Source organism: endosymbiont DhMRE of Dentiscutata heterogama, assembly GCF_002888635.2.
GTDB lineage: Bacteria > Bacillota_I > Bacilli_A > Mycoplasmatales > CGIF01 > CGIF01.
This window is the reverse complement of record NZ_LN828718.1, coordinates 294,454-306,341: the sequence shown is the minus strand read 5'-3', so window position 1 is coordinate 306,341 and position 11,888 is coordinate 294,454. Positions and strand designations below refer to the sequence as shown.

The window sequence follows — 11,888 nt, the reverse complement described above, 5'->3', positions numbered from 1 at the left end:
AAAATATCAAAGGCTAATTTTATAGCATTTTGTCGAAATATGAATAATGAACCAAGAAGTTTGTAATTCTGTAAAATAGTATCATATAAAAAACTAAAAAAAGAAAATTATAATAATGCGTAAAAAAAAAGTAATTAAAAGACATGTAATCAATCCTGACCCTAAATTTGCTTCCGTGATTGTTAGCCGCTTGATTAATAAAGTAATGAAAAATGGTGAAAAGAGAAAAGCACGTAATATAGTCTATGAAGCCGCTCAAATAATCGAAAAAAAAACTTCTTTGCCTTTCTTGACCGTTTTTGAAGGGGCGCGAACGAATGCTAAACCAGGCTTGGAAATGAAAAGTCGGCGGGTTGGAGCCACCAAACAACGGGTCCCGAAAGAAATTGATGATGAACGGGGTGAAAAAATATTCTTGCGCTGGATAGTCGAAGGAGCCAAGGAAAAAAAAACTCCTTATTCAATGTCCGAAAAATTGGCCGAGGAAATCCACAATGCTTACAACAAATCGGGGGAGGCTTTCAAGAAAAAAGAGGCTCTCTACAAAGAAGCCGAATCGGGTCGGGTTTTTTCCTCTTTCTTGAAACGCTAAAAACTGGCAAGAGGTCTTGAGTAAGAAATAATTTAAAATTGTTGTGATGCCGAGAAAACAAAAATTTTTCTTATCAATTTAAAAAAGAAGTTAAAATTGAGAGGCTTGCAACAGATGATTATTGTATAAAATCATATTAAGGCGGAGAAAAATCGTCTTATCTCTCTCATTAATGGGGTCAAAATTAAACCTGACATTACCGAAATTGAGGCAGAATTGAATAAAAAACCTGTCGTTTCCAGCAGCGAACTTAAAAATTCGGATTATCAAACAGAAATGATTAAACTAAACGTTATTTTTATGCCTGCCGACATTGTTGAGGCAAAATTGAATTAGACAAAAGTATTAAGGAATGAGACGAAGCCAAACGGCAAGCCCGGGCCGATTTGGCTTATCATGAAGAACACGAATGTGGCAATAATTTAGAAAAACCCAAAATTGCCATTTACTTCTCACCGAACCAAGGAGGAAATGAGCACGCTGATTTAACTTATGCTACAAAGATTAACGAAAGTGAATTAAGTTTGGAACAAGATAATCAAGGACAAATCTATCAAGAAAAATCGGCTGAAAAATCACCAGTCAACTTAACTCCTTGACTAATTAGTGGTGGAGTAATTTTAGTGGGTGGATTATTATTCGCTTGACTTATTAACCGGAAAAAGGAAAATAGAAAAAATAAATAAGAATATTTTGTTCTTTTAAGACTAAAAATAGACATTAATATTTTGCCGCGGGCCTTAAAAAAATAACAATAAATAAAGAAGTATTTTTTCTGCTAGAACAGTTACTTTTTTTTGGCAAAAGAGTTAAAGAGAATTATTTGAAATGCTAAAGCAGACTAAAATTAATATATTATGAAAGTTAACGCAAAAAAGAAAGTTCGCTCCAATCCTATCAATCGGTATAACAAATTATTCAAATTTTTAAGTTTCGATCAGGGATTATTATCGTGCCTCTTGATAACGATCATTATTCTGCTCTATACTTTCGCTATTTTGGGAGTTTTTTCCTCTTTAGAAATCCCAGCCGGAGCAGGGGAAGCAGTAATATCCTAATTCAATGAAAAAAACGAATTATCAATGATATATCTTGTCGGTACGTGGAGGACGGGAGGAGAAATTAATTGCCAAAATTAAAGTAGAATTAGAAAAAAAAGGTTGGGGTGATAACGTTCAGGAGTTAAAATTTGTTAGCGACAATAATAAAAAAAATATTTTAAAGGGCTATCTTCTTACTCGTTGTCATTTGACCTCTCAATTAATCTTCGACCTTTGCCAAATACCAGAAGTGATTGGTTTTTTGAACCATCAATGAAAGGAAAATAAGTTGCCGGATCCGGTTTCTGAAACAGTGGTTAAGAATTTCTTAGCCAAAATGAAAGAAGAGAAAGCAAAAAAAGTAATTGAAAATTACGAAAAAGTTGATTTCAATATCGGCGATTTGGTTAAGATTACTGAGGGAACTTTTAGCAATCGGGAAGGAAGAATTACCTATTTAGACAAAAAAAAGCAAAAAGTTAAGATTACCATTGAGTCTTCGGGTTGAGAAGTCAGTGACGTTCCGGTTGGTATCTGTCAGAAAGTGGCAGTGGGTTAAAATAATAACATTATGCTTATGAATTGTAATGCTTGCTGCTCAAGGGCTAGTGTGTTTTCTTATTGAAATATAGGGGAAAGTCAAGAAAAAAAGTTACTTCAAAATTTCATTTTCCAAGAATCAGGAAAAGAAGTCAGCGGCAACAATTTTGAACTTTGTGATAACTGCAAGGAAAAATGAGAGAAATTTCGTTCTCGTCGGTTAAGAGAGGAAATAATTAAAGAATTGACAACCAAAAATTCAATTGACTGCCAAATTTTTCTCAAATATGCTTATCAGAATTACTTAATTGATAACGATTACTCAGAGGTCAAAGAAGCTCTTGTTGAAAATATTAAGCGTTATAAAAACGAATGAGAAATTAAAGAAATGAATTGAAGCAGAGACGGGAAATATTACTATGACTATATTACAGAGAGAGAGAGAGAGAGAGAGAGAGAATAAATAAGCAAATAATACTCATTCATAAATCATCCCCAATAGAATATAGCGAAAATGGGTTTCTGATAATTAAAAGACCAAAAATGTATAGAAAAGATTACTTTTCTCCCGAACAATGGACTGAGTTAGAAAGGGTTTTAAACCAAAAACAAGAAATCACTAAAAACCAATCTCCATTACGGCTAGTTTTAACCATTTTAAGTAGTATGGTTTTGATAATGGCATTAGGCTTATTAATTTGCTACCTAATAAAGAAAAAGAAGAAAATCTAGAAATTGAAAGAGAAAGGTCTTATACCATTCAAGCACTATATCTATTATTCAATCTCTTCCACTATTCGTACATCAATATTTTTGTAATTGCCGATTTGCTGCGAGATTTGTCCTTTATTCCCCAGTCTTTCTCTTTCATTCGTTTCTTCCATTATTTTTACATGAACGTTTATTCCCAAATACTCACTAATTTTTTGAAGCATTTTTCCTTCATGTTGAAGAAGGAGCGAGGCTTTTTGTTTCGGAACCACAATTTCTCACTCAGTTTCTTTTTCGATATTTAATTTAATTAATCGCACAGGAGAAATTAATTTGGAAAGTAATTTTTTTTTATCAGTAGTTCAATCAGCAAAATCTACACGTTCGGGATAAATCAAGCGAGAAACCGATTTTGCCTTCTCGCCCCCTTCACCGATACAGGTTCCGGCTGGCTCAATATACAAGTTTTTTTCTTTCGCCACTGGACCTTTTTCCATTATTACTTTACTTATTAATCCCGGCAAACGTAAAATACTATGAATAACCACTAATCCTTCTTTTAACTGAGGTATTTCTTGCTCGAGCAGTCTGCGAACAAATGAATCGTCCGCTCGGGTCAAAATGATTTGTGGAGTATTCTCTCCAGGATTTTCTTTCACTTCTTTGATAAGGAGAAAAAAACGTTGACCTAATCTTGGTTCTTCTCGCATAACTCATTCAGGTTTGGCCCAATAACCGACGCCTCTTCCCAAGTCAACAGTATAATATTTCTTGCCTTGGAATTCCTTAGTTTGGAGACTTTTAATACCACCTTTAATTATTTTTCCCTCTTGAGATTTATATAATTTAAATTGTCTTTCTCAACTGATTTCTCCAACGTCTTTTCGCAAGCGGTCTTTAATTTCTTGGTTAATAGAAAGAGACAGATTTTTAACATCCAAAGGAAGTAGAAAATAACCGTCCTTCACTTGTCCACTTTTTAATAATTTATTATCTGCGACTATTTCCTTTCCCGGATCGTTAAGTTCAGAAACTATTTTATAGCGGCGATAAACTAATAATCCGGAGTCAAACTCAAAATGTAATTCGGCTCCGACATTTTCTCCTTTACAATATGATTTGCGAAAGGAATCCGTGATTATTTCCTTAATTTTTTCTTCCGATACACCTTCGCGTTCGGCTAACTGTCTGATAAATTGTTGAGTGTTGCTGTTTTCGGTCAAAATCCTAAAATTGTTTAATATATTATAATTTTATATGGAAAGTATTGGTCATTATCTACAATTGCTTATAAAATATACGAAAGAGGGATTGCATTTTTTGCTTAACGACGCAGACAAAATCACGGCTAGTCATTTGGTGGCCTTTTTGTTGGCTATCACTATTATTTGATTACTTTCTTACATTGTTTCTAAGATTTTCAAAACTGTGATAAAAATATGTATTTTGGTTGCTTTAATTTGGTTAGTATATATGCTTTTATTTGATAGAGGTAAATATAACGAATTATTTAGTAAAAATAGTGGGTCAAGTAGTAGTGATAAATAACGTGAACTTTTTAAATTTCGACTTAAAATTTAATTACAAAAACTACCAGGCATAAATAAAAAGAATTCCGCAAGATTATAAGTTTAATTGAATTGTTTACAATTTAGAGAATACCAGCGAGAGAGTGTTGTTTAAAGAATTTTTAGTCATAAGGAATTCTACTCTTACACCGCTCGTTAGTCGTTACAGTTAAAATATTATAATATATGACAAGAAAATGTGGTTTTTTTGATTGCAATAATCCCAGTGAGAAGTAGAAAGGGAAAGACTCGTGCCAAAGTCACCTTAATAGGAAAGAGCAAAGTATTTGTGCGGCTTGTCGGCAAACGAAGCCGCTACATGAATTAGAATTTCATCCCTCGCTAATAAAAGAAAAATATTTATACATGGGGGCTACCATAACGCGAAATAAACTGCCGGCCCGATTTCAAACTGAGTTAAACCAGTTATTACCTCAATTAAAATGAAGTGTTAGCGAACAAGAATTAATTGCGAAAGTGGAAAAATTAATTGCGGATTTTTTGGCGAAAAAAGGCGGAAAACAAGACCATATTGATTGATTATTATTTTGCTCGGTTTGTAATCCCGAAATTGTTCACCAAGTGGACGATTTGGTGGATAAAAACCCCCAAAATAATAAAACGGGGCAAGGAATAAAAGAGAAAAGTAAAAAAATTGAGGAGTTTATGAAGAAAGTTGAAAAATCCATGCAAGAAGAGGAATGAAAAAAGTTAGAAGAGGAAGTTGAGGAAGAATTTTATAAACAAATCGCAATTAGCCCTGACCCTAATTGAAATCCCGGCTCGCAAGGTCCAAACCAACCAGGCCAACCTAGCCCAAACCAAAATGATAATTCAGCAAAAATCACCCAATTGCAGCAAGAAATTAACAGTTTAAAGCAAGAAGTCCAAAACTTAAAAAATTCCACTGACTCTCCCAATTCTGACCTTTTGCGTGATAAAGAGGACAAATTAAGAGAAAAGGAAGAGGAATTGGAGGAATTAAAAAGAAAAAATAATTTTCCAAAGCAAAATCAACCCGATAAAAATAATGATTCTAACCTTTCGCTTAAAATTGGCCTAGGAGTGGCTGCAGTAATCATTGTGGCTCTTGTCGCTTGGCTAGTGATTGAAAAAAAAAAAAAAAAAAACATTAATAGCCTCTAATGATTATGCCCTACATTAATAATCTGGTAAAACTACTGTTTGTTTAACGTTAAACGTAAAATTAATATATTATGAGAGTAGCAAGAGTAGAACCAAGGCACACATTCAGTATTTACTTACCATTTTCTTTATATCAAAAATTATTGGATAAAGCCGGTAAGGGCAAAATCAACACTTTCATTAAGGAGGTGTTGGAGGAAAAATTGAGAAAAGGAGAACAAGACCAAAAAGAAAAGTTACGAAAGCGGCTTATTGAAGATTATCAAACCCAAGCCAAAAGCAAACAACTTCAAAAAGAGTTAAGAGCCATGGAAGCGGTTCAATTTGAAGACTTAAAAGATGAATAAAGTCAAAAAAGTTCCTCAACGAGGAGAAATGCGAAGTATTAAAAATACGAGCATTCATAAAGTGCGAAGTTCCCGAAGAACGAGTATTCCCCGCAGGGGTGAAATCTGACTAATAAAATGTGATAAAATTAAGGAACTTTCCAAAGATTAACGACCTGGTTTAATAATTAGTGATAATATTCAAAATGAATTTGACAATTTTGTTGTGGTAGCCATGATGACTACTGATGATTTAGAAAATATTCGGTTATTCGAGGTTTATATTGAAAGTACACCAGAAACTGGTCTCGATGGGCCCAGCAAAATAGTTCTCAATCATCCTTTTACTGTTTTTAAGGAATTAAGGTTAGAAAAAAAGTTAGGAGTAGCCAGCGGAGAAATTATGGAAAAGGTAAAAAGGGCATGAAAAATCGCTTTTAATAGTGAGGAATGATAACAAAAAAATAAATAATATATGGCAGTAGAAAAAAAAGTCTCTAAAAGTCAAGTTAAAACCACTAAACCTAAAAAAAAAATTAAAAAAATTCCTGAAGGGCGAGGAATTATCCACGGCAAATTTAGTTTTAACAATACTATCCTCGATTTAAGTAAAGAAAACGGCGATATTTTGGCTACGGTTAGCGCAGGCAGTGTTGACCTCGGCAATAATAAAAAAATTACCGGCACTAAAAAAGCCACTCCTTTTATGGCCACAAAGGTTGCGGAAGAAATAATTAGAAAAGCCAATGAATTTGGGATTCACAATGTTGAATTACAAGTTAAGAATATTGGAGCCGGTCGCGATACGGTAATAAGAAGAATATTGGAAGAAAAATCCCTAAATGTTGAAACTTTAATCGACCGAACTCCTGTGCGTCATGGTGGTTGTCGGCCTCCTCGCGCTCCTCGAAAATAACAAAACTAATTACTATTCTTCAACAAATACTCCTTATCCACCTCGTCCAAAAAAGGGGAGTATAATTCTTGACTACTAATTAAATAGAGTAATTTTTTTGCCCGAGTTATCCCCACGTAAAATAATCTTTTTTCCTCCGTGAGGTCTTGGGTTTCTTTGTAAGGTAGGGTTCCTTGGTCCAAATAGGCAAAAAAAACTACTTCAAATTCTAAACCTTTCGCCTGGTGGACCGAAGAAAGTATTAAATTATTTCTGGTTTTAATCAATTTTTTATCCTCAAACGCAATAATGATTCATTGTAAAAAAGCATTAATTAATTCATTTAGATTAGGATATTCTTTTTTACGTTTATTTTCTCAATTTTGAGCGATATTGAGAAATTGTTGGACATTTTTTTCTCGTTCGGTTGCATTAATGCGGGTCTTCAAATGCTTTCAATAATCAAAATCGTTAAGTACTCCCAATAAAAAGGTGCTGAGGGGGGATTTTTGCTCTAATTGCTGAGAAAGTTCCAATTTCAATTTCTCTTGCCATTTGTTAATTTTCAGAATGATAGCCCCAATTTTTTCTATTTGTCCGGTCATCATTTTTTCTTGACTTAAATTGGTGATAGTGGCAAAATTATTCAGATATTCATAGATACTTATCTTTTCTTTTTCGCTGTTTTGTTCGATTTTTTCAATGGTGCGAGCCCCAATTTTTTCTTGTAATCCTAATATCCTCAACAAAGAAATATTATCCTGATAAATAATGGTTCGTAAAAAGGATAAAACATCCTTAATTTCCTCCCGTTCAATAAATTTGAAAGAACCTAATATTTCATAAGGTACCCGCTGAACCACTAATTCTTGTTCCAAGCGAGTAGAAAGATAATTGTTGCGATAGAGGATAGCAATATCGCTAAATGTCAATTTCTCTCGGATTAGCAGCCAACGAATATGACGAACAATAGAACGGACAGAAAGGCGGGTCAAGAAATTTACTTTCACTCCTTCTGGGTTACAAGTGTTAAGTAAATTACTAACCAAAATAGACTGGTTCTTTTTGATAAAAGAATTAGATAAATGGAGTATGTTGCTAGTGGAACGATAATTAGTGCTAAGATAAACAGTTTTTCATTCCTTATTTTTGGTGAAAGAGGAAATTAATTCAGGGGTGGCCCCTTGAAAGCCATAAATGGCCTGGTTCGGGTCACCCACTAGAAAAACATTTTGCTTCTCGCTCAAAATTAGTTTAATTACTTCTCATTGAACCGAGTTAATGTCTTGAAATTCGTCCAACAAAATATGAGTAAATTGTGCCTGATATTCCTGTCGAACCGAGGGGTGGTAAGTAAAAAGATCAATGGTGTAAAGCAGCAAATCATTAAAATCCAGAGCCTGGTTGGTTTTCAAATATTCCTCATATTTTTGGTATATTTCATACCGGGTTTTGGTTGATTCGTCAAATTGTAGTGGGTCGGTATTCAGTTTACCATTTTTTCAACCACTAATATAAGCGAGAATGGTGTTTATTTCTTTTTTTTCCGCACTATAATTATTCTGATAGAGTATTTTGCGAATTATGGTTTCTTGCTCGTGCCGATCATAAACCGGAAATTTACTGTCGGGGAAACCTAACAAATACGAATGTTTATTAAGAACATGAAAACAAAAAGAATGGAAATTATAAATATGCAAATCCTTGGGGGAAACGGTGGTAATATAAGAAAAAACCCGTTTTTTTATTTCTTTAATGGCTTTTTTGGCAAAAGTTAAGACCAAAATATTTTGGGGCTGGGCTTTTTGGCTGGCTAATAAGTAAATTAGTCTGCTGACCAGAGTTTTAGTTTTGCCACAACCAGGTCCGGCAATAACGCAGATACGAGGATGTTCTTCATAAACGGCTTGTTTCTGTTGTTCGTTTAGTTCTTGAAGAAAGTCCATTTTAAAAGTAAATAATAATACATATTTTAGGCCTATTTCTAATTACCCTTAATTAACAAGGATGAAAATTTGAGAAAAAACAAATTGCTTAATAATCAATCTCCTCAATTTTTTTCAGTCTCAAAAAATTGCTTTTTAATTTCTGAAAATTAGTTAAAAAATCTACTCCTTGAAAATCTTGGAGAATTCTGAAATTAGGAAACTTTGCTTTTATTGTGGTTAATTCGGATTGCTGGATAATTTGATTGGCTAACAAACACTTTTTATTTTGATAAACTGCGGTATGATATTTATTTCCACGGCTGTCAATGGTTAACACGCTGAGACAATTTTCGGTTCCTGCTTGTAATAATAACGTATCTATATGATAGACTTTAACTTGAGGATTAAGTACCTGAAAAGTGGCAATAAACGTCAAAGCCACCCTTAATCCGGTTTGTCTGCTGGGGGTAGAAGTAAAATAAATCTCATTTATCTCTCTTAAATTATGGTTGGTTTGGGCTAAAATCTGCCACAAATGGGAGAGAAAGTTTTCCGAATGGAGCCGCCGGTTTTCTTTCTGAACGCTAACCAAACATTTATCATTTTCTCACAAGGCCAGAAAAAGAAAAGGAGAGGATAAACTAAATTGGAGAAGCATTAAAATATTTTGTAACAGGAATTATATTTTTCGCTTACTATCCTTCTTACCAGGTCAAAAAATTAGCAGCAAAAAAGTAATAATTAGCAAAACTGCTCCGGCCAAAATTCAACCAAAATATTTATCTAAAAAAAATTTTTTCGGTTGAACAGTATCTACATTAACGCATTCTAAACGGGAAACCAGAGGGAGAGAAAGTTGCCCCATGTCTCGGGTAGAACTAGTGGCAATTAAAATATAATTCGATAAATCAATCGCCTCTCCAAATAGATTAGTATTTTGTTGGTGGTCGAAAATTGGTAATAAGGAGTGTTCGAGTTCTTTGCTTGTTATTTTTTCAATATTTTTAAATCAAATGATAGGAAAATTGTGAGCGGCTATTGCTTGTTGGTTTTTGTTATCCTGATAGATTTCTTTAATTTTGGTTTCTATTCACTCGCCTTTTTCCTGTCCCACTTGGGCGAAGTCAATAATATTTTTTTCCGGTATTTCCTGCTGGGCTAATTCTTGGTTATATTCCTCGCCCGCAAAAAACAGAACCCAGGAAAAATTTTTACTAATTCCCTCTTTCTGGGCCTTTTTTTTAACTTTTTTTTCTTTATTTAAAGTTTTTATTAACAACGTTTCATTATTCATATTAACTTTTTCGCTTATTCTTTTTACTTCTTTGGGCTGCCAAGACCAAGCCAACTGTGGCAATTAATCCCACTGCCGCCAGAGACACTACCATTCAAATAATTTTGTGAGACTTTTCTTTTCTTAATTGTTCTTTTAACCGATTATTTTCTTCTTCGCGGGCCTTAAATTGTGAATGACATTTTTCGGAACAAAAATCTAAATCTTTTTCGAGGTCGCTAAAATAGGCTAATTTTCTATTTTCTATGTGTTTATGACATTGGTCGCAGAAGGTAGCGAAATATTGACCCTGGTCGGTTAGCTTCGGTCAATTCAAATTGAAGCCTTGATAATTTTTTACTTCGCCCGTTTCTCAAATCTCTTTTAATACTTTTTCAACCTTTTGCTTATAAGGTTTTCAATCCTCATCCTTCAAGCCAAGGGGAGCCAGGTTCAAGGCTAAATCAACTCCGTCTTTTTGATAGATTTCTACGGAACTTATTCTTTCGTCTGGTATCACGCCTCCTTCTACCTTAAATACTTTGTGCCTTAAGCCCTGAAGAAAAAAATAATCCTCATATTTACCACACTGATTCTGGGAATTACGAAATTTTTTGAACTCCTCCACCACTTCTCCCAGATTTTCACAATTTATCCATTTAAACCCGTTTTTGTTCTTGATTTTTACCATAAGTAATATATTAATTTTTGCTTACTTTTCTTTTTCTTTGTCTATTTTTGGTTTTGCCGGACAAAATATTACTATTTATTTTTACTTCCGACAAAATATCAGGTTTATTTTTAACCTTATCAGATAAAATATCCTTGTTTGTTTTTGGGCTACTGCAAACTATTTTATCTATTTTTCTCAATATAATTTTTTTGATAATTACTGCTAACAAGAGAATCCAGATAATTCCTCCCAACAAAAAGAGGAAATAATGTTTTAATTGGGGACTAAAACTTTCTTGATAAGCAAGCACATTTTTTTTTAATCATTCTTTTGGGTCGCCCAAAGAAAACTCCCGCCCATTTTCTCGAGCCTCAATGTATTCTTTTTTGATTTTAAATAATACTCTTTCAGTCTGCCTTATTCCTTTTTCATTAATATATTTAGGCAGTATTTCAATAATTTCCTTGGGGATAATTTCGTTTTTTTCATCCGGATAAATCTTTTTAATTTCATCTTCTATCTCTTTTTTTTTCAATTCCAATATTTTTTCTTTATCCTCGTCGCTATAATCCTCTAATTTTCGCATTTCTACTTCTTTTTTTAAGGCTGGAACTAATTGGTCCGAATAATTAACAGTAGCAAAAAAAGTAATATAATCTAATTCAATATTCATCTGGTAATATTTATCAAATAATTTTTTACCTTTTCCTTTGCCTTCATTCTTATACATTTTAAACAATTCAATTAAATCTCTTTGCACTTGCTCGTCACTAATTTTTTCCAATTCGTCCAGAGAGATAATCGGATTTTTGCAACCACTTTTTAGCATTACTCAAGCCACTAAACTTGGTTTGTTTTCATCACCTAAAATGGAGTAATCTTTAAATTCTTTCAGTCCCGCACACGAAATAATTTGTAATTCTCCCCGTCCCATGGCCCGATTAAGCGTCTTAATAAAAGTAGTTTTTCCCGTGCCTGGTTTTCCGTCACAGCAAAAAATTTCTTTCTCTGATTTATATTTACCATCTTCTACTGCCGCATACAAATAAACATCGCTGGCAAACTTGGCTTTTTCTCTTGGGAATCCGATATGGTTATCTAGTATTTCTTTGGCATTTTCCCCCGAGTGATTTTTTTTGAGAGGGTTGGCTAAAATTTCTGCTAATTTTTTTCTTTCTTGATCTTTATTATTCATA

Annotated in this window: 18 protein-coding genes; 12 read left to right on the top strand and 6 right to left on the bottom strand. The window is 33.5% G+C overall.

The features are described from left to right. Window positions 1-115 precede the first annotated feature (115 nt). The 6 genes from rpsG (at window position 116) to DHMRE_RS01955 (ending at window position 2,904) form a co-directional block, all read left to right on the top strand. Entirely contained in the window at window positions 116-592 is a 477-nt protein-coding gene (gene rpsG, locus DHMRE_RS01980) for a 30S ribosomal protein S7 (protein ID WP_322632713.1), read from the top strand. A gap of 386 nt (window positions 593-978) precedes the next feature. Next, the gene (locus tag DHMRE_RS01975) at window positions 979-1,278 is read left to right on the top strand and encodes a hypothetical protein (RefSeq protein WP_322632712.1); all 300 of its coding nucleotides are present in this window, start codon (window positions 979-981) and stop codon (window positions 1,276-1,278) included. 171 nt (window positions 1,279-1,449) lie between these two features. Further along, on the top strand, window positions 1,450-1,650 hold the full coding sequence (locus DHMRE_RS01970; protein ID WP_322632711.1) for a hypothetical protein: 201 nt from the start codon (window positions 1,450-1,452) through the stop codon (window positions 1,648-1,650). 4 nt (window positions 1,651-1,654) lie between these two features. Then, entirely contained in the window at window positions 1,655-2,191 is a 537-nt protein-coding gene (nusG, locus tag DHMRE_RS01965; protein WP_322632710.1) for a transcription termination/antitermination protein NusG, read from the top strand. 12 nt (window positions 2,192-2,203) lie between these two features. After that, window positions 2,204-2,635 carry a hypothetical protein gene (locus DHMRE_RS01960; RefSeq protein WP_322632709.1) on the top strand — a complete coding sequence of 144 codons (432 nt, stop codon included), beginning with the start codon at window positions 2,204-2,206 and terminating at the stop codon, window positions 2,633-2,635. Next, window positions 2,566-2,904: a hypothetical protein gene (locus DHMRE_RS01955; RefSeq protein WP_322632708.1), complete on the top strand. Its 339-nt coding sequence runs from the start codon at window positions 2,566-2,568 to the stop codon at window positions 2,902-2,904. The genes DHMRE_RS01960 and DHMRE_RS01955 overlap by 70 nt, the downstream gene beginning before the upstream one ends. A 44-nt stretch (window positions 2,905-2,948) precedes the next feature. On the opposite strand, the gene DHMRE_RS01950 is transcribed toward DHMRE_RS01955, so the two are convergent. After that, the gene (locus DHMRE_RS01950) at window positions 2,949-4,106 is read right to left on the bottom strand and encodes a NusA N-terminal domain-containing protein (protein WP_322632707.1); all 1,158 of its coding nucleotides are present in this window, start codon (window positions 4,104-4,106) and stop codon (window positions 2,949-2,951) included. 34 nt (window positions 4,107-4,140) lie between these two features. On the opposite strand from DHMRE_RS01950, the gene DHMRE_RS01945 reads away from it, so the two are divergent. From DHMRE_RS01945 to rpsK, 6 genes are all read left to right on the top strand, one after another. Next, complete coding sequence (locus DHMRE_RS01945; protein ID WP_322632706.1) at window positions 4,141-4,431, top strand: hypothetical protein; 291 nt, start codon at window positions 4,141-4,143, stop codon at window positions 4,429-4,431. Window positions 4,432-4,817: 386 nt separating this feature from the next. Then, the gene (locus DHMRE_RS01940; protein WP_322632705.1) at window positions 4,818-5,597 is read left to right on the top strand and encodes a hypothetical protein; all 780 of its coding nucleotides are present in this window, start codon (window positions 4,818-4,820) and stop codon (window positions 5,595-5,597) included. Between the two features lie 71 nt (window positions 5,598-5,668). Further along, window positions 5,669-5,944: a hypothetical protein gene (locus DHMRE_RS01935; protein WP_322632704.1), complete on the top strand. Its 276-nt coding sequence runs from the start codon at window positions 5,669-5,671 to the stop codon at window positions 5,942-5,944. Then, window positions 5,937-6,095, top strand: a complete 159-nt coding sequence (locus DHMRE_RS01930; protein WP_322632703.1) for a hypothetical protein — start codon at window positions 5,937-5,939, stop codon at window positions 6,093-6,095. The genes DHMRE_RS01935 and DHMRE_RS01930 overlap by 8 nt, the downstream gene beginning before the upstream one ends. A 9-nt stretch (window positions 6,096-6,104) precedes the next feature. Next, on the top strand, window positions 6,105-6,380 hold the full coding sequence (locus DHMRE_RS01925) for a type II toxin-antitoxin system PemK/MazF family toxin (RefSeq protein WP_322632723.1): 276 nt from the start codon (window positions 6,105-6,107) through the stop codon (window positions 6,378-6,380). An 18-nt stretch (window positions 6,381-6,398) separates the two neighbouring features. Beyond that, window positions 6,399-6,839 (top strand): 30S ribosomal protein S11, encoded by a 441-nt coding sequence (gene rpsK, locus DHMRE_RS01920; protein ID WP_322632702.1) that lies wholly within the window; start codon window positions 6,399-6,401, stop codon window positions 6,837-6,839. 5 nt (window positions 6,840-6,844) lie between these two features. Here the strand turns inward: rpsK and DHMRE_RS01915 are convergent, their stop codons facing one another. From DHMRE_RS01915 to DHMRE_RS01895, 5 genes are all read right to left on the bottom strand, one after another. After that, window positions 6,845-8,764, bottom strand: coding sequence for an ATP-dependent helicase (locus DHMRE_RS01915; RefSeq protein ID WP_322632701.1), 1,920 nt, complete (start codon window positions 8,762-8,764; stop codon window positions 6,845-6,847). A gap of 88 nt (window positions 8,765-8,852) precedes the next feature. Continuing rightward, window positions 8,853-9,404: a hypothetical protein gene (locus DHMRE_RS01910; protein WP_322632700.1), complete on the bottom strand. Its 552-nt coding sequence runs from the start codon at window positions 9,402-9,404 to the stop codon at window positions 8,853-8,855. 21 nt (window positions 9,405-9,425) lie between these two features. Further along, entirely contained in the window at window positions 9,426-10,040 is a 615-nt protein-coding gene (locus DHMRE_RS01905) for a hypothetical protein (protein WP_322632699.1), read from the bottom strand. 1 nt (window position 10,041) lies between these two features. After that, window positions 10,042-10,710, bottom strand: coding sequence for a hypothetical protein (locus tag DHMRE_RS01900; RefSeq protein ID WP_322632698.1), 669 nt, complete (start codon window positions 10,708-10,710; stop codon window positions 10,042-10,044). Window positions 10,711-10,720: 10 nt separating this feature from the next. Next, window positions 10,721-11,887, bottom strand: coding sequence for an AAA family ATPase (locus tag DHMRE_RS01895; protein WP_322632697.1), 1,167 nt, complete (start codon window positions 11,885-11,887; stop codon window positions 10,721-10,723). Window position 11,888: the final 1 nt, after the last annotated feature.